Origin of the sequence: Salinibaculum salinum (assembly GCF_037645885.1) — an archaeon.
Taxonomy (GTDB): domain Archaea; phylum Halobacteriota; class Halobacteria; order Halobacteriales; family Haloarculaceae; genus Salinibaculum; species Salinibaculum salinum.
The window spans coordinates 351,595-367,330 of the sequence record NZ_JBBENW010000002.1 but is presented as its reverse complement, the minus strand read 5'-3'; the positions used below and the strand labels follow the sequence as shown (position 1 = coordinate 367,330).

The following is a 15,736-nucleotide window of genomic DNA, read 5'->3' as shown; positions in this document are numbered from 1 at the left end:
GGCAGTTTACCACCCGCGAATCGTTCCCGGTCGAGCTGAACCCTGTTTTACCGACCGCAAGACGTTTTCTCGGGGCGAGCGACAACACGCTCGATGAGTGACCTCCACATCGTCGACGTGTTTGCCCGCGAGAAGTACGCCGGCAACCAGTTGGCAGTCGTCGAGAGCGACGGCAACATCTCCCGCGAGGAGATGCAGGCAATCGCTGCGGAGATGAATTTCTCGGAGACGACGTTCGTCGAGACGCGAAAATCGCCCTACCGGGTGCGCATCTTCACACCGGAGGCAGAGATTCCGTTCGCGGGCCATCCGACGCTCGGAACGGCACACATCATCCGCGAGCACGTCGCCGACGGACGACCGGATGAGGTAGTGGTAGACCTCGACGTGGGTGAGGTGCCGGTGGAAGTGCACGACAGGGACGGCGCGGAGACGCTGTGGATGACACAGCAGCCACCCGAGTTCGGTGAGCGACTGGACCACGACCGACTGGCAGCGGTCCTCGGACTCGACGAGACGGCACTTGACGAGGCGTGGCCGGTGCAGGTCGTCTCGACGGGATTGCCGACCATCGTCGTCCCGCTCGTCGACCGCGAAACACTGACGGCTATCGACGTGGACCGCGCAGCCTACGACGGCGTGACTGGCGACCGGGAGGCAAAGAACGTGCTGGCGTTCTGTCCCGACCCGCGGAGCGAGGACAACGATTTCGCAGTCCGAGTATTCGCACCCTTCTACGGCGTCCCGGAGGACCCCGCGACCGGTTCGTCGAACGGCTGTCTCGCGGGCTATCTCGCACGGCACGCCGACGGCGGTGGGACGGTCGAGGCACGCGTCGAGCAGGGCTACGAGATGGGGCGTCCGTCGCTGCTTCATCTCGCTGCGTCCGACGAAAGCGAGGCAGTTCACGTCGAAATCGGCGGAAGCGTGGTGCCGGTCGCTCGCGGCGAATTACTTTGAGTCGAGCCAGTTAGCGGGAATGAGCGTCTTTTCCGGGGTTATCGTTTCCTCGACCTGTGTCCAGACGAGCACGGCACCGATAGCGGCCAGCGCGGCGCCAAAGGCGAACGGCACGACGAAGCCGAAGGCGACGAGGAAGCCAGAGGCGAGTGGGCCGACGGCCACGCCGAAGCCAAACGCCATCGTCAGCACGGACAGCGTCGACCCCGACCGACCCTCAGGGGCAATGTCGCCGGCGAGCGTGAGCGCGGGGGCAAACACCATCGCGCCAGCGACGCCCTGCGCGAATCTGGCGGCAAACATCACCCACGGGTCGTAGATGAGGCCCTGTGCGAGCGTCGTCGGGACGAGCAGAACCATCCCGACGACGAGAAACGTCTTGCGTCCGTAGAAGTCCGTCGCGCGGCCGATAGGTGCCTGCAGGAATATCTGGGCCAGGACGAACGCGGCAAACTGCAGCCCGAAGAGTGTCGCGCCCTGGTCGAGTCGCGCGTTGATGATGTCACCCAGCGTGGCAAACAGGGCGATGCCGACAGCCATGAAAAACGACACCAGACCGAGCGTAAATATCGGGTCGAGGAACTGCTGGCCGGTGCGGTCGAACACCGCGAACCCGCGCGGGGAGTCTTCGGCGTCGGTCTCCGGCTGGTCGGGGTCACGGATGAGGACCGATATCAGGACGAAACTCAGCAGGGCTGTCGCCGTCGCGAAGTAAAACGCCGCGTCGAAGCCGCTGAGCGCGAGGTCGAACCCGGCAACGCCGAGCGTGTAGGGACCCGCCTCGACGACGCCGCCGGCCGCGATGGGACCGACGCCGAACCCGACCAGCCGGAAGGTGTTGTACGTCCCCATGTTGCCGCCGCGGTTGTTCTCGGTCGCGAGATCGTTGACCAGCGCGACCGTCGTCGGGATGATGAGTGCGCCAGCGATACCCTGAAGCACTCGAAAGAGGACGAGATGCCAGTAGGTCGTCGCAAGCGAGTAGGCGAAGCTCGCGGTGGCGATGAGCACCAGCCCGATCAGGACGAATATCTTGCGCCGGCCGGTCCGGTCGGAGAGCCGACCGGTAATCGGCTGGAGGGAACTGTTGACGAGGCCAAAGAGCGCGAGGACGATGCCGGTGATCGCGACCTCCGTCAACCCGAAGGTCGCCCCGCTGACCGCCTTGCTCCCGATGAAAAGCGGGAGGACGACGATGAGAAAGGAGTTGCCGACAGACTCGGTCATCCGAGCCAGCGCCAGGGCCAGCACCTGTCTATCGACACCCAGCAAGTTCGCCATTCAGGTGGCAGTTCACCCGCCCAAACAGTCAGGGTTTCGAAACGTGACCGGGACACGGGCTGTCCGACACTCGCTCTGCGATGTAGACAGGATCGCGTTGGTCGTGTTCGGACGGCTCTCGGACGGACCTGGAACTTGAAGAAAGTGCGCGTCATCCGGGACCACCAAATCGCGCGACCCGCCGTGGATTTATACTCGCTCACCGCCTACCGTTGTCTGTGAACGCCCGCACGGCTGCCCTCGACGCGGTCGTCTTCGGTGTCGATATTCAGAGCGGAGACGTCCGGGGCGACTCGCCTTCTTACGCACTCGCAGTCTTCGACGGCGAGTCCGTCGACCGCGACGTGGTCAGCTACCGCAAACTCCGGCGGCGCATCGACGACGAAGTGCCGGCCATCGTCGCGACCGACAACATGTACGAACTGGCCGAGAACAAGGACGCACTCGTCCACTTTCTCGGTTCGCTCCCCGACGAGACGAAACTCGTCCAGGTGACCGGCGCCGAACAGCCCGAGCCGCTCTCCCGGGTGGCCTCCCGTCACGGCGTCCCCTACGGCAAGGACCCGATGAAAGAGGCCGAGGCGGCCGCCCGCCTCGCCGCCGCCAACGTCGGCCAGGAAGTGACTGCCTTCACCGACCGAACGGAAGTGAAGGTCGCTCGCGGACGCTCGACCGGTGGCGGCGGGGGGTGGAGCGAGGACCGCTACACGCGGCGCATCCACGGCTCCGTCAAGCGCCGCGCTCGCGAGGTTGAATCCGAACTCGACGACGCCGGCCTGGCGTACGAGCGCGACGCCACGAAAAAGTACGGCGGGTTCTCGAACGCCATTTTCACTGTCGAAGCACGACCCTCGGACCTCCCCGTCTCGACAGAGCGGTCGGGCGACGTGCGCATCGAGATCGAGCGCATGCGGCGGGACGGTATCGAATTTCGTCCGCTGGCGAAGCGCCGTGACCACGTCCTGGTCGGCATCGACCCCGGAACCACCACTGCCGTCGCCGTCGTCGGACTCGACGGCGAGGTGCTGGACGTGCTCAGCACGCGTACCGCCGACACCGCTGCCGTCATCGAGTGGATAATCGAACGAGGGCGACCCATCATCGTCGCAGCGGACGTCGAGCCGATACCCGAGACAGTCGAGAAGATCCGGCGGAGTTTCGACGCCGCCGGCTGGGAACCCGACCGTGATCTGCCCGTCGACACGAAGAAACACCGGACCCGCGAGGCGGGGTACGACAACGACCACGAACGGGACGCACTCGCCGCGGCGCTGGCCGCCTACGACGACCATGAAGACCAGTTCGAACGCGTCGCACGCAAGGTCCCACCGCAGTTCGAAATCGGGGCCGTCCTCGCTCGCGTCGTCGCCGACGAGGAGTCCGTCGAGACGGTGCTCGCGGACCTCCAGGAGGACGACAGCGACGGTAGCGAGGACGAGAGCGAACACACCGAGCGAGAACTCACGGCAGAGGAAAAGCAGATCAAGCGGTTGAAAGCCCGCGTCGACCGTCTGGAAGGACACGTCGACGACCTGCAGGAGACGATTCGGCAGAAAGACGAGCAACTCGACGAGTACGAGACGGAGCTGTCGTCGGCGAAGCGCCAGGAGCGCAAGGAGGCCCGCCAGCGTCGCGAAGTCACCAGACTCGAACGGGAAAATAACCGACTCGAGCGGCAGGTCTCGGAGAAAGACGAGCGAATCGACGAACTCGAAGGGAAATTAGAGCGGCTGAAAGCCCTCTGGAAGCTCGACCACTCGAACTTCGCGGACGTCTCCGAGAAGAAAGCCGGACTGGTCCCGGTGAAAGTCATCGAGCAGTTCACGACCGACGACATCGAAGCCGCCCAGCAGAGCTTCGGCCTGGCCGAGGACGACGTGATCCTGCTGCGAGATGCCAGCGGCGCGGGCCGGTCGACGGCAGAACGACTGGCAGACGTAAACCCGAAGGTCGTGTTGCGAAACGGCGGCCTGTCGGACGTGGCCGACCGGGTGCTGTTCGAGGCCGACATTCCCGTCGCGCCAGCGGAGATGGTGACCGTACAGGAGGTCGACGAGCTAGCTGTCGCACGCGAGTCAGAGGTCGAGGAAGCCATCGATGACTGGGAAGAGCGGGCCATCGAACGGGAGCGCGAACGGACCGGTGAGATGGTGGATCAGTTGATTTCCGAGCATCGGGCGGGCGAGATCGAGTGAACGAATGCGAGGCGCGACCAGCGGGAGCGCCTCGGAAGGCGAGCGGTGAAACCGCGAGCCAGTGAACGAGACCTCGAAACCGCGAACGGGGAGGGACGACCCGTGAGCGGGCGGGCGAAGGCGACAGAGCGTAGCGATGGAGCCTTCGAATAGCGAGCGGTGGAACCGCGAGCAAGGCGAGATTGAGTGACTGAAAGGAACGAAATCTCGAAGTGTCGCAGTCGAGCGGATACAACACCGCAAGTGGTCGCCGCTCCAGCAGAGCTTTGCAGATCCGGCAGCTCTGGTATGGTACTCACGGAGCTGAGCCTAGTATGATACCCCCGTTCATCCGCCGCTGTCCGGAGTGTGGCTACGTCGGCTGGAGCGGCCGTTTTCGGGTCGTAAATGCTGAGGCGAACCCGAACACTGTTGTCTGCCCCTCCTGCAGTCACCGGTTCGAAACAATCGACAATCCCTGGCTCAACTGAGACGGAGACGCTGTGTATCAGTACGTACCGAGTCGCTGAGCAGGATATTTTGAGTTACCGAACGCAGAGTGACCGGAGAGCACAGCCGTGTCAGTGTGGGCTGAGTTTTCCATCCCGTTCACTACCCCAGTATCCATTCGTAATAATATATAGCACTATATTTAGAGAGATACAGTAGAGCCGGTGCAATTCCAAAACATTCATACATCAATACGACAAACTTCTGGATATGACGGACACCGTCAACGCGTTCGGCCGTCAGTCTGGAGAGAGTGATGACGTCGTGAGTGCTGTCGACACAATCGACGGCGGCCGACATCTCATCGTTGCGGATATCACGCGAGACGACGCGTGGCTGGCGATGGACAGCGCCAGGACGGTGTCGCTCGACGAGTGGCGGTAAGAGCGGTTCACGTCGTTACGGAAGCAGGACTCGGGAGACAGTATTTTGAGCGGTGCTTGCGACGGGAGCGGTATGGCAGTCAGCCAACTCTCGTTCGCTACCGCCGCACTCAGCGGCCATACCATTCTCGGCGTCGAGCCGACGTTGGCGGTGCTGGCGCTCGTCTTCGGGACCGTCCTCTACTGGGACGCGCGAAATCGGTCGATGGAAACCGCGGAGCTGTGGGGTGTGTTGATTGCGGGACTGTGGCTCACATCGATAGTCGCCGGACTGGTCGCAGTCGTGGGCTATCTCGGCTCTCGGCCGGCCAGAACGAGATAGCGGCGTTCAGACCATCCCGCCCATTCCGAACGACGAGAGGAGATTTTTCACGAGGCCGAAGACGACGAGACCGAGTCCGGCCACGAGCAGCGCGAGGCCGCCCGCGATGAGGAGACTTTCGAGTGCGACGACGACGATACCACCGAGCATGAAGAGGACGCCGGCGATACCGGGAAGTCCGAGTTTGTCGAACATATCCTGGCTGTCGCGGCACCGAACTTAAACACCGGTGATTCGGCCGAAAAGTGTGGCATTAAATGCCACGATTTCGTCGCAAACGTTGGAAACCTTAAACAGCCTCGCCGGTGAACTCGAAGGTATGAGCGACAACGAGGGACGGACGGACCTGCGGATGCCCGACGACGACGAGGTGTTCGCAGTCGTCACAGAGATGCTTGGTGCAAACCGTGTAAAAGTTCGATGTATGGATGGCGTCGAGCGAACCGCCCGGATACCGGGCAAGATGCAAAAGCGCATCTGGATCCGTGAGGACGACGTGGTGCTGGTCTCGCCGTGGGACTGGCAAGACGAGAAAGCCGATATCTCCTGGCGCTACGAGAAACAGGAAGCCGACCAGCTCCGCGAAGAAGGACACATTCAGGAGTAGCGAGGTAGCCGTGTCCGGCACCTGCCTTTTACACGTCCATCACGTACCCGGAGATAGATGACAGGGGACTTCGGACTCGTCGCACCGGCGGAAGCCGAGACGCCGGGCGACGAGTGGGAGGAGATCGACTACGCCGACACCGACGCCGACCGCATCGCACGCAAGCGCGACCGGGAGTTCAGCGAGTTTCGCGAGCGAATCAAAAACACCGAGCAGTTCAAAGTCGAGGCCAGCGTCTTCGACGACGCCACCTACGGCGCGCTCTACAAACTCGTCCAGGACGGCCAGATCGCAGCTTTTGGCGGCCCGCTCTCGACGGGCAAGGAGGCCAACGTCTACACCGCACTCGGCGGTGAGCAGGCGGGCGAGGTACTCGGTGACGCTCACGGCGATCAGCCAGAAGTCGCGGTGAAAGTCTACCGCATCAACGCCTCCGATTTCAAGGACATGCGCGAGTACCTGCAGGGCGATCCGCGCTTCGAGGGACTGGGCCACAACAAGAAGGACGTGGTGCTGGCGTGGGTCCGCAAGGAGTTTGCCAATCTCAAGCGTGCGAAGAAGGCAGGGCTGCGCGTGCCCGAACCCATCGCCGTCGAGCGAAACGTCCTCGTGATGGAGTATCTCGGCACCGAGGAAGGCCGCGCCAAGCGACTCTCGGAGGTCCACATCGAAAATCCCGAGACGGCCTACGAGGTGGTTCGAGAGTACATGTGTCGCCTGTTCAACGCAGGCCTCGTCCACGGTGACCTCTCGGAGTACAACATCATCTTCTACGAGGGGCAACTGGTCATTATCGACCTGGGCCAGGCAGTGACGATTCACCACCCCAACTACGACGAGTTCCTCCAGCGCGACTGCGAGAACGTCGCCAACTTCTTCGCCCGGCAGGGGGTCGACACCGACGGCGACCAGCTGCGCGCGTTCATCGAAGCGCAGGCGGAGACGACAGACGAAGCATGACCACGGTTGCCGACGCGGCGGCGAGCTGCACGTTCTACGCCCAGATTCTGTCGGCGGCTACGGCCAGCACAGTGAAAACGGCGTAGCCGACGACGACAGCGACGACGAACCACAGGACAGCATCAGTGGCTGTCGTGACCTGCGTATTGTAGTTGAATACGAGTGTGAGCAGTGCGAGCGCGACGGCACCAGCCAGACGCGACGGACTCGCGAGCGTCGTCTGTGTGGAGGGCATCAGTGAGTTACGGTCCGCAGGATTGTCAGGAAATACTGACGTTTGCCGTCAGTCCGTGGATCCTGACGACGAAGAACTTTAACAGTCGAGTCGCGTACTGGTAGATATAATTATGCAGCACGTGAAGGTTCCCGACGACCGTATCGGGGTTCTCATCGGAGCCGGTGGCGAGACGATGCGCGAGATCGAAGAGCGCGCGGAGGTTCGTCTCGACATCGACTCCGAGAGCGGCAACGTCCGCATCGAGAAGGTTGGTGACCCGATCACCGGCCTGAAGGGCCCGGACATCGTCAAGGCCATCGCTCGCGGATTCGCCCCAGAGGACGCCCTCCGACTACTCGAAGAGGACATGGTGATGTTCGATATCGTCGACATCGAGGCCGCTTGCCGGAACAAGAACGATGTCCGGCGGAAGAAAGGCCGACTCATCGGTGAGAGCGGGCGGACGCGCGAACTCATGCAGGAACTGACCGGCGCGTCCGTCACCATCTACGGGACGACGCTCGGCATCATCGGCGGGCCAGAGCAGGTCGAGGCCGTCCGGGAGGCCGCCGAGATGATTCTCGACGGCGCACCCCACGGGTCGGTCTACTCGTTCCTCGAACGCAAGCGCAACGAACTCAAACACAAGGGCATGGAGTACCACCAGTTCCACGGCTGACTCTGACTTCTGTGTCTCATTACGACTGTTCTCACCCTGTCGAAACGGGAATGGCGGTCTATCCCGGTAGCCGACCGGTGAGCGTCGAGACGGTGACGACCGTCGACTCGGACGGGGCCCACGTCACCGAACTAGACCTCGATACGCACGTCGGCACCCACATCGACGCGCCAGCGCACACGCTGGAGAATGGTAGCACGCTCGACGACTATCCGCTCTCGGCGTTCGAGTTCGAAGCGCGGGTCGTCGACTGCACCGGGGTGGCCGACCGCGAGCCAATCCGCCCGGAAGCGCTGGGGGAGCCGTCAGACCACGACATGCTCGTCATTCGGACCGGATGGGACGCCCACTGGGGAACCGGGCGGTCCCGGGACCACCCATACCTGACCGAAGCAGCGGCAGCGTGGTGTGCCGACCACAGCTACAGCGTCGGGCTTGACACCTTCGGTCCGGACCCGACGCCGAGTGCCGACTCCGACCGGGAGCGAGCAGCCGAATCCGAGGGACTTCCGGCTCACGACGCGCTTTTTGCGAACGAGTGTCTCATCGTCGAGAATCTGCGGGGACTAGAGCGGTTGCCGACTGAATTCGAGTTGACTGCGTATCCGCTCGCGCTGGCAGCGGAGGCGAGTCCGGTGCGGGCGGTCGCCCGGACACCGTAGTCAGTTTAGCGCCCAGAACTGGTAGTTGAGGACGGCAGCGAAGGTGACCCACAGCAGATACGGAACCAGCAGCGCTCCAGCGCGGCGGTCGACCGCCGCGAAGGCCGCAATCGTCGCGACGACGAGCGGCCAGAGTGAGACGATGACCGCGAGTCCGAGCAACAGGTCTTCGAGCGCGAAGAAGGCGGGCGTCCACGCGACGTTGAACACCATCTGCAGCGCGAACAGGCCGAGCGCGATGCGAACCGGTCGGCGATCGGTTCCGGCCAGCCAGACCAGCGCGAGCGCGATACCGAGCAGCGTGAACAGCGCCGTCCAGACGACGCCGAAGACCCACGACGGCGGGTAGATGTCCGGTTTTGCCAGTTGCTGGAACCACGGCGAGTTCGGGCCGGCGAGCAGCGCCGGAGCTGCGCCGACGACGTTCACGAGGAGGACGCTCGCGACGACTGTCGGGATATCACTTCTGTCGAGCGAGACGGGCGAGGAGGCAGTGGCCATGTTCGCTCATCGGGACCGATGGCCAAAAACGGGACTCCCGAAAGACACCAACTGGGGCCCAAACACCGGCCTGAACCGCTCACTATCCTATTTAAATCTAGTTGTCGCGGCGGGAAGTGGGGGCAACCGGGGGCCGTCCTGCGAAGGCCAGCAGCCCCGCATCCATTAGTTTTATATAGAATCACATTCAATCATTCCATGACTATGGCTCAGCAGATGGGTAATCAGCCCATGATCGTACTATCCGACGAGTCCCAGCGCACATCTGGGAAGGACGCACAGTCGATGAACATCACAGCCGGGAAGGCTGTCGCCGAATCCGTCCGGACGACGCTCGGCCCGAAGGGCATGGACAAGATGCTCGTCGACGACGCCGGCAGCGTCGTCGTCACCAACGACGGTGTTACCATCCTCGACGAGATGGACATCGAGCACCCTGCGGCGAACATGATCGTCGAAGTCGCCCAGACCCAGGAGGACGAAGTTGGTGACGGGACGACGACGGCAGTCGTCATCTCCGGCGAACTCCTCAGCAAGGCCGAGGACCTCCTCGACCAGGATATCCACGCCACCATCCTGGCACAGGGCTACCGCCAGGCCGCAGAGAAGGCAAAGGAGATCCTCGAAGAGGAAGCCATCGACGTCGACGCAGACGACGACGAAACCCTCGAGAACGTCGCCGCCACGGCGATGACGGGCAAGGGTGCCGAGTCCGCCAAGGACCACCTCGCCGAACTCGTCCGCCGTGCAGTCCAGTCGGTCGCCGACGAGGACAGCGTCGACACGGACAACATCAAAGTCGAGACGGTCGTCGGCGGCTCCATCGACGAGTCACAGCTCGTCGAGGGTGTCATCATCGACAAGGATCGCGTCCACGACAACATGCCGAAGTTCGCCGAGGACGCCAAAATCGCGCTCCTCGACTCGGCTATCGAGGTTCCCGAGACGGAACTCGACACGGAAGTCAACGTCTCGGACCCCGACCAGCTCCAGGAGTTCCTTGACCAGGAAGAGAAACAGCTCCGCGAGATGGTCGACGCACTCGCCGCGGCCGACGTCGACGTGGTCTTCTGTCAGAAGGGCATCGACGACATGGCCCAGCACTACCTCGCACAGGAGGGCATCCTCGCTGTCCGCCGCGCGAAGAAGTCCGACATCTCCGCGCTCGCTCGTGCGACCGGTGCGAGCATCGTCTCCAACGTCAAGGATATCTCCGAGGACGACCTCGGCTTCGCCGGCTCCGTCACCGAGAAGGAGCTCGCGGGCGACGAGCACATCTTCGTCGAGGAAGTCGACGACGCTCGCGCGGTCACGATGATTCTGCGCGGCGGCACCGACCACGTCGTCGACGAAGTCGAGCGCGCCATCGAGGACGCACTCGGCGTCGTCGCCGCCACGCTGGAGGACGGCAAGGTCCTCCCCGGCGGCGGTGCACCCGAAACCGAACTCTCGCTGCAGCTGCGTGACTACGCCGACTCCGTCGGTGGCCGCGAACAGCTCGCAGTCGAGTCCTTCGCTGACGCCATCGACGTGATTCCGCGCACGCTCGCCGAGAACGCCGGACTCGACCCGATCGACTCGCTGGTCGAACTCCGCAGCGCACACGACGGCGGCGACAACCTCGTCGGCCTCAACGCCTACACGGGCGACGTCGAGGACATGTCCGACGAAGTCGTCGAACCGCTCCGCGTCAAGACCCAGGCTATCGAGAGCGCCACCGAGGCCGCTGTCATGATCCTGCGCATCGACGACGTCATCGCCGCTGGCGACCTGAAAGGTGGCCAGGGTGACGACGACGAGGACGCTGGCGGACCCGGCGGACCTGGCGGCGCACCCGGCGGCATGGGCGGCGGCATGGGCGGTATGGGCGGCGGCATGGGCGGCATGATGTAAAACCACTTTTTGTGCCGTCGGGTCTCGCACACGCGGCGAAGCCGCGTGGCGGACCGCTCCGGCGCAAAAACTTGGGGAAAAAGGCCGCTCGCGTCCGGTAGGGCGCGAGCGGGTGCATTCCCTGTCGACCCACCGCCACCGCACCGCTCGCTAACTAATTTTCTCTCTCTTCTTTCGTTGGCTAGCTACTGCTCGACCGTTTCTCGATTTTATTGTGTGCATTCAATAGCCCCGAGCGAAACAGCAAAGCTGTGACAACACAGCCCAAAGCGGGCGAACTGCTGGTGGGAGCGTATCTCAAACTCGTCGAAGGGTGTGAGCTGGTGACGTACAACCAGCGGTCGACCGAACGGGGCGACCAGATCGAACTCGACGTCATCGGCATGAACCCCGGTGACGAAAACGAGGTGTTCGTCTGTGAGGTGACGACCCATCTCGGTGGGTTGAACTACTCCAGAAAGACTGATTCAGAACGGTGGGCAAAATACGGGTCCTATCAGGGGAGTCTGGCAACGCTCGAACGGAAGTTCGACGCGGACGGAGAGTACATCGCCGACCTGTTCGAGTCCGCAGAGCGCTACCGATTCCAGCTGTGGAGCCCAATCGTCCGCGGGCGGATGGTCGACGGCCTGCAGGAACTCGCCGGAGAGTTCGACAGCAGAACCGACCAGGAGCTAGAACTCGTCATAAACGAGCAGTACACCGCAAAAATCGATAGCTTGCGACAGGTGGCAGCGTCGACGACAAAACAGCACGGCGAACTCGGGTTTCGGCTGCTACAGATTCTGGAACATCTGCGATAATCCATTCAGGCGTGACTGTCGATCCAGTCGCAAAACGCATCGAAGTCCTGCGCGCCAGCACTGTCAGCAATGTCCCGTAGTGTCCCTGTTTGGAGTTCGTCGTGCAGCGGAACCGTCACCTGCCGCCGGTCATCCTCGTTAGTCGGATGAACGTAGTACAGTTGAGCGTGGTCACCTGTCGTTCGTCGTCACTCGAACCCACCGACGTTGACCAGCACTTTCACAATCTCCATCCCGGAGAATGTCCGCTGTGCCATACACTAGTCGAGAACGTCCGGTGGTTCCTGTTCACCAGTAGTGTTGTCGGCAGGATCGATACCGAGTTCCTGTAGTTCCTCGTCGGTTGGTTCACGTCCAGCCTCGCCGTCGTGAAGTGCAACTGCCTCGTCCAGATTTTCGAGCGCGTCTGCCCGGGAGTGCCCCTGTGTCGTAACCCCCGTCTCGACATCCCTTGCAATCCACCAGTCTTCATCTCGCCAGAGACGAATCTCGTCGTCGTGTCCATCCCCATCCTGCGTCGAACTGGCCATCGTGTCCGCTGTTACGAGACACACACTAAAAGAGTTCACCCCAGGCAACAGTCCTGCGTCTGCTCGGGTCTTACTCGTCGAGCAGCCACAGACAGAGGTCGTTCACGTCCTCGAACAGCGCCGCTGCGGACTGATAGCGATCGAACTTGTCCGTCGCGGTGGCGCGAGCGACGATGTCGTCGAGCGCCTGGGGGAGTTCGGTGATATCGGAGGGGGTCGAGAAGGGGTGGGTCAGGACCTGCTCGCGGATGTCGGCGGGTGTCCCATCGTAGGGGTCACGGCCGGTGAATATGCGATAGAGGAGCGCGCCCATCCCGTAGACATCGGTCGTCCGGTCGGCGACGCCGTAGCGGTCGTCGAAGTACTCCGGCGGGGCGTAGGGGAGGGCGAGCGCACTCGACGGGTCGGTGTGACGGCGATACACGTCGAAGAGGCCGACGCTATCGAGGAGCGGGCGGTCGGTGCCGGGCGCGTAGACGACGTGGTTCGGGTCGAGTCCAGTGTGGAGCGTGCCGCGGTCGTGGACAGTCGCGAGGGTGCGCGTGAGCGAGCGTGCGGCCCGAAGTGCGTCCGCGAGCGTCTTCGGCGGGCGCTCGGCCAGCGTCGCGGTTATCGGCGCTGTACAGCTCCACGGTCGGGGATCGCCGGCCGTGTCGAGCACGGGAACGACGCCCTCGCAGTCGCCGACGGCGGCCCAGCGGTCGAGCTGGTCCGCCAGCGTCGCCTCGAAGTCGCTGCCGGTCTCCTCCGCTGGACGGCGAAAGAGGCGCAACTGGAGGCGACAGGTTCGGCCGTCAGCGCGGGCGCGGGTGGGAACGACCCGGCCGTAGTGGTGGTCGGTGGGAGCGCCGTCGAGTCGGAGGTCGTCTACATCGGCGACGCGGCGGATGTCGGCGATAAGCGGCGACGCAGAATCGGCGTCGTCGGTAGTCGATGGGGCGACAGTATCGGGTGCGGGGACGCCGGTGTCGGTTTCAGTGGTGCGGCTGCTGGCGATGTCGCGCAGGCGGGAGGCCTCGGCCAGCGGCGAGGCAGTGTCGTCCGAGCGGTCACGGAGATCACGGTACCAGGTCCGGTCGGTGCCGGGCGTGGTCCGGTCGCGGTCCCCGCGGTCCCCAGTCATATCGCTCCGTACGCTGACCACGCTCAAGAAGGTGCGTCAGACGCGCGTCAGCGGTCGGTTGGCATCCGCTATCTCAGTCGTCGACAGCGGGGTCGTCCTCGACGACAGTCTCTGAGACGCCACCGCGCGGACTGTTGGTGAGGTCGGTCTTGCGCCAGGTACCCCGACGAAACCAGAGGAACGCGATGATACCGCCGACAATATTCGAGACGACGAAGGCCGCGAACAGGCCGTCGGTCCCGAACTGCTCGGCACCGACCCAGGCGAGCGGGAGGCGGACGACACCCTGCGTGAAGATGGCGATTGCGGCGGCGGTCAGCGTCTTGCCAGCGCCGCGGAACCCGCCGCTGTAGGCGCGCATCACGCCCGTGAAACCAAACGTCGGCGCGACAGTCTTGAGGAAGGCCGCACCGACGGGAATCACGGCGGGATCGTCGGTGAACACGGCGATGATATCCGCGGCGGTAAACCAGATGACGACGGCGGCAGCCGAGAGGACGACGAACATCGCGACGGCGGCGAAGTTGTTGGTCCGGGCCGCGCGGTCCTCGTTGCCCGCGCCGATGTTCTGCCCGGAGAGGGTTTCGACGCCACGGCCCACCGCAATCGCGGGCAGGAAGATGACCGAGAATACGCGGATACCGACGCCGAAGGCGGCGACGACGGCGTTGGGGAATCCCGCGACAATAAAGAGGAGGAGGTTGATCGAGAGCGCGCGACCGGTCCCCTCGACGGAGGCCGGGAGACCGATGCGGAGGAGTCTGCGCAGATAGGTGAAGTCGGGACGGAGGTCGGGAACGTTGATGGAGATACCGCGGGTGCTCCCGAGCATGATAGCCAGGCCGACGAACATCGCCAGACCGCGAGAGAAGACGGTGGCGTACGCGGCTCCCTCGATACCGAGTTCGGGGAACGGACCCCACCCGAAGATGAGGAACGGGTCGAGCACGATATTGAGAACGACGGTGCCGAGCATAACGAGCATCGGCGTGATGGTGTCGCCGTAGCCCCGCATCAGCGAGATGAACACGAAGAAGCCGAACATGAACATCAGACCCAGCGAGACGACCTGCATGTAACTGGCCGCCAGCGGGAGGATACTGGGGTCCGCACCGAGCAGTCTGAGGAAGTCGTCGACGAAGAAGTACCCGACACCACCCAACAAGAACGACCCGAGCAGCGCGAACGTCACCGTCTGGGAGGCGGCGTACTCGGCGTCGTCCGGCTGGTCTGCACCGGTGTGCTGGGCGACCAGCACGCTCCCGGCGACCGAGAGTCCCATCCCGAGTGAGATGAGGAGAAAGACCATCGGGAACGCGAAGGAAATCGCGGCCAGCGCCTCTGTGCTGTACTGGCCGAGCCAGAAGGTGTCGGCGAGATTGTACGCCGTCTGGAGCAGGTTCGTCACGACGATCGGCAGGGAGAGGTAGAACAGCGGCCATCCGATAGAGCCCTCGGTGAGGTCGAACTCCTCCTGACTCTTGAAGATGTCACTGAGCCGCAGCGAGACCAGGCGGTCGAGCAGTTCGCGGAGCGTCATTGCTCCTCCCGGTAGACCGAGCGGTCGAGATACACGTCGAGCCGACTGCGGCTGGTCGCACACGCTTCGCCGTGGGCCACCTGTCGGAGTTGGCCGCCGTCGAAGAAGGTGACGATGGTCTGGGCCGTCCGTTCGGGGTCGAGATCGGCCCGGAACGCACCCGACTCGACGCCGTCGGTCAGGATATCCGCGACAAGCGCCCGAAATTCCTTGTCGGCCGTGACGAGACGCTCCCGGAATGCGGGTTGGTGGGGTGCCTGTGCCTTCAGTTCGAGCAGCGCCGTCTGCATGTCTTCCAGGTCGTCGGTTTCGGGCGGCGAGAGGGCGGAATCGAGCACCGCAGACAGACGTACCTCGGGGTCGTCAGGAGCGTCCGCCTCGGCCTCGCGAAGGCGAGTGAGAAACCGGTCAGTAACGTGGTCGAGAAAGGCGACCAGCAGGTCCTGCTTGCTGTCGTAGTGGTAGTGCAGGGACGCCTTGCTCTTTTCGGACTCGTCGGCGATGGCCTGCATCGTCAGGTCTGCGTAGCCAGTGGTACAGAGCGCGCGCCACGTGGCCCGCATGATGTCGTCTGGGGCAGACATGGAGGGG

At 63.5% G+C, this 15,736-nt stretch carries 18 protein-coding genes and 1 pseudogene; 10 read left to right on the top strand and 9 right to left on the bottom strand.

Annotation, left to right across the window (positions count from 1 at the left end):
• Positions 1 to 93 precede the first annotated feature (93 nt).
• Complete coding sequence (locus WDJ60_RS04765; protein WP_340098855.1) at positions 94 to 960, top strand: PhzF family phenazine biosynthesis protein; 867 nt, start codon at positions 94 to 96, stop codon at positions 958 to 960.
• Here the strand turns inward: WDJ60_RS04765 and WDJ60_RS04760 are convergent.
• Positions 952 to 2,241, bottom strand: coding sequence for an MFS transporter (locus tag WDJ60_RS04760; protein WP_340098854.1), 1,290 nt, complete (start codon positions 2,239 to 2,241; stop codon positions 952 to 954). The genes WDJ60_RS04765 and WDJ60_RS04760 overlap by 9 nt on opposite strands.
• Positions 2,242 to 2,459: 218 nt before the next feature.
• On the opposite strand from WDJ60_RS04760, the gene WDJ60_RS04755 reads away from it, so the two are divergent.
• From WDJ60_RS04755 to WDJ60_RS04745, 3 genes are all read left to right on the top strand, one after another.
• Positions 2,460 to 4,436: a DUF460 domain-containing protein gene (locus tag WDJ60_RS04755; RefSeq protein WP_340098853.1), complete on the top strand. Its 1,977-nt coding sequence runs from the start codon at positions 2,460 to 2,462 to the stop codon at positions 4,434 to 4,436.
• Between the two features lie 699 nt (positions 4,437 to 5,135).
• Entirely contained in the window at positions 5,136 to 5,309 is a 174-nt protein-coding gene (locus WDJ60_RS04750; RefSeq protein WP_340098852.1) for a DUF7556 family protein, read from the top strand.
• A gap of 72 nt (positions 5,310 to 5,381) precedes the next feature.
• The gene (locus WDJ60_RS04745) at positions 5,382 to 5,630 is read left to right on the top strand and encodes a hypothetical protein (protein ID WP_340098851.1); all 249 of its coding nucleotides are present in this window, start codon (positions 5,382 to 5,384) and stop codon (positions 5,628 to 5,630) included.
• A 6-nt stretch (positions 5,631 to 5,636) separates the two neighbouring features.
• On the opposite strand, the gene WDJ60_RS04740 is transcribed toward WDJ60_RS04745, so the two are convergent.
• Positions 5,637 to 5,825 carry a DUF7470 family protein gene (locus WDJ60_RS04740; RefSeq protein WP_340098850.1) on the bottom strand — a complete coding sequence of 63 codons (189 nt, stop codon included), beginning with the start codon at positions 5,823 to 5,825 and terminating at the stop codon, positions 5,637 to 5,639.
• Between the two features lie 124 nt (positions 5,826 to 5,949).
• On the opposite strand from WDJ60_RS04740, the gene eif1A reads away from it, so the two are divergent.
• Positions 5,950 to 6,237: a translation initiation factor eIF-1A gene (gene eif1A / locus WDJ60_RS04735; protein ID WP_302082241.1), complete on the top strand. Its 288-nt coding sequence runs from the start codon at positions 5,950 to 5,952 to the stop codon at positions 6,235 to 6,237.
• Between the two features lie 57 nt (positions 6,238 to 6,294).
• Positions 6,295 to 7,197: a serine/threonine-protein kinase Rio1 gene (gene rio1 / locus WDJ60_RS04730; RefSeq protein WP_340098848.1), complete on the top strand. Its 903-nt coding sequence runs from the start codon at positions 6,295 to 6,297 to the stop codon at positions 7,195 to 7,197.
• A 34-nt stretch (positions 7,198 to 7,231) separates the two neighbouring features.
• On the opposite strand, the gene WDJ60_RS04725 is transcribed toward rio1, so the two are convergent.
• Positions 7,232 to 7,432, bottom strand: coding sequence for a hypothetical protein (locus WDJ60_RS04725; RefSeq protein WP_340098847.1), 201 nt, complete (start codon positions 7,430 to 7,432; stop codon positions 7,232 to 7,234).
• A 112-nt stretch (positions 7,433 to 7,544) separates the two neighbouring features.
• Between WDJ60_RS04725 and WDJ60_RS04720 the strand changes: the two genes are divergently transcribed.
• On the top strand, positions 7,545 to 8,093 hold the full coding sequence (locus WDJ60_RS04720; RefSeq protein ID WP_340098846.1) for a KH domain-containing protein: 549 nt from the start codon (positions 7,545 to 7,547) through the stop codon (positions 8,091 to 8,093).
• 11 nt (positions 8,094 to 8,104) lie between these two features.
• Entirely contained in the window at positions 8,105 to 8,755 is a 651-nt protein-coding gene (locus tag WDJ60_RS04715) for a cyclase family protein (RefSeq protein ID WP_340098845.1), read from the top strand.
• Here the strand turns inward: WDJ60_RS04715 and WDJ60_RS04710 are convergent, their stop codons facing one another.
• Positions 8,756 to 9,256 (bottom strand): TspO/MBR family protein, encoded by a 501-nt coding sequence (locus tag WDJ60_RS04710; RefSeq protein ID WP_340098844.1) that lies wholly within the window; start codon positions 9,254 to 9,256, stop codon positions 8,756 to 8,758. It lies immediately after the preceding gene.
• A 216-nt stretch (positions 9,257 to 9,472) separates the two neighbouring features.
• Between WDJ60_RS04710 and thsA the strand changes: the two genes are divergently transcribed.
• Together thsA and WDJ60_RS04700 are read left to right on the top strand one after the other, a co-directional pair.
• Positions 9,473 to 11,149 carry a thermosome subunit alpha gene (gene thsA, locus WDJ60_RS04705; RefSeq protein WP_340099055.1) on the top strand — a complete coding sequence of 559 codons (1,677 nt, stop codon included), beginning with the start codon at positions 9,473 to 9,475 and terminating at the stop codon, positions 11,147 to 11,149.
• Between the two features lie 251 nt (positions 11,150 to 11,400).
• A complete protein-coding gene (locus WDJ60_RS04700) occupies positions 11,401 to 11,952 on the top strand; it encodes a hypothetical protein (RefSeq protein WP_340098842.1) in 552 nt (183 codons plus the stop codon).
• A gap of 5 nt (positions 11,953 to 11,957) precedes the next feature.
• On the opposite strand, the pseudogene WDJ60_RS04695 reads toward WDJ60_RS04700, so the two are convergent.
• From WDJ60_RS04695 to WDJ60_RS04675, 5 genes and pseudogenes are all read right to left on the bottom strand, one after another.
• Positions 11,958 to 12,209, bottom strand: a pseudogene (locus WDJ60_RS04695) (type II toxin-antitoxin system HicA family toxin).
• Between the two features lie 3 nt (positions 12,210 to 12,212).
• A complete protein-coding gene (locus WDJ60_RS04690; protein ID WP_340098841.1) occupies positions 12,213 to 12,482 on the bottom strand; it encodes a type II toxin-antitoxin system HicB family antitoxin in 270 nt (89 codons plus the stop codon).
• A 70-nt stretch (positions 12,483 to 12,552) separates the two neighbouring features.
• Complete coding sequence (locus WDJ60_RS04685) at positions 12,553 to 13,605, bottom strand: protein kinase family protein (protein ID WP_340098840.1); 1,053 nt, start codon at positions 13,603 to 13,605, stop codon at positions 12,553 to 12,555.
• Positions 13,606 to 13,678: 73 nt separating this feature from the next.
• On the bottom strand, positions 13,679 to 15,145 hold the full coding sequence (locus tag WDJ60_RS04680) for an MATE family efflux transporter (protein ID WP_340098839.1): 1,467 nt from the start codon (positions 15,143 to 15,145) through the stop codon (positions 13,679 to 13,681).
• The gene (locus WDJ60_RS04675; protein ID WP_340098838.1) at positions 15,142 to 15,729 is read right to left on the bottom strand and encodes a TetR/AcrR family transcriptional regulator; all 588 of its coding nucleotides are present in this window, start codon (positions 15,727 to 15,729) and stop codon (positions 15,142 to 15,144) included. The genes WDJ60_RS04680 and WDJ60_RS04675 overlap by 4 nt, the downstream gene beginning before the upstream one ends.
• Positions 15,730 to 15,736: the final 7 nt, after the last annotated feature.

Excerpts from the sequence above, each read along its gene's own strand:
- WDJ60_RS04750 (WP_340098852.1), top strand. The coding sequence starts at position 5,136 with ATGACGGACACCGTCAACGCGTTCGGCCGTCAGTCTGGAGAGAGTGAT.
- WDJ60_RS04680 (WP_340098839.1), bottom strand. The coding sequence starts at position 15,145 with ATGACGCTCCGCGAACTGCTCGACCGCCTGGTCTCGCTGCGGCTCAGT.
- WDJ60_RS04725 (WP_340098847.1), bottom strand. The coding sequence starts at position 7,432 with ATGCCCTCCACACAGACGACGCTCGCGAGTCCGTCGCGTCTGGCTGGT.
- WDJ60_RS04745 (WP_340098851.1), top strand. The coding sequence starts at position 5,382 with ATGGCAGTCAGCCAACTCTCGTTCGCTACCGCCGCACTCAGCGGCCAT.
- WDJ60_RS04685 (WP_340098840.1), bottom strand. The coding sequence starts at position 13,605 with ATGACTGGGGACCGCGGGGACCGCGACCGGACCACGCCCGGCACCGAC.
- WDJ60_RS04720 (WP_340098846.1), top strand. The coding sequence starts at position 7,545 with ATGCAGCACGTGAAGGTTCCCGACGACCGTATCGGGGTTCTCATCGGA.
- WDJ60_RS04765 (WP_340098855.1), top strand. The coding sequence starts at position 94 with ATGAGTGACCTCCACATCGTCGACGTGTTTGCCCGCGAGAAGTACGCC.
- thsA (WP_340099055.1), top strand. The coding sequence starts at position 9,473 with ATGGGTAATCAGCCCATGATCGTACTATCCGACGAGTCCCAGCGCACA.
- WDJ60_RS04675 (WP_340098838.1), bottom strand. The coding sequence starts at position 15,729 with ATGTCTGCCCCAGACGACATCATGCGGGCCACGTGGCGCGCGCTCTGT.
- WDJ60_RS04740 (WP_340098850.1), bottom strand. The coding sequence starts at position 5,825 with ATGTTCGACAAACTCGGACTTCCCGGTATCGCCGGCGTCCTCTTCATG.
- rio1 (WP_340098848.1), top strand. The coding sequence starts at position 6,295 with ATGACAGGGGACTTCGGACTCGTCGCACCGGCGGAAGCCGAGACGCCG.
- eif1A (WP_302082241.1), top strand. The coding sequence starts at position 5,950 with ATGAGCGACAACGAGGGACGGACGGACCTGCGGATGCCCGACGACGAC.
- WDJ60_RS04690 (WP_340098841.1), bottom strand. The coding sequence starts at position 12,482 with ATGGCCAGTTCGACGCAGGATGGGGATGGACACGACGACGAGATTCGT.
- WDJ60_RS04710 (WP_340098844.1), bottom strand. The coding sequence starts at position 9,256 with ATGGCCACTGCCTCCTCGCCCGTCTCGCTCGACAGAAGTGATATCCCG.
- WDJ60_RS04760 (WP_340098854.1), bottom strand. The coding sequence starts at position 2,241 with ATGGCGAACTTGCTGGGTGTCGATAGACAGGTGCTGGCCCTGGCGCTG.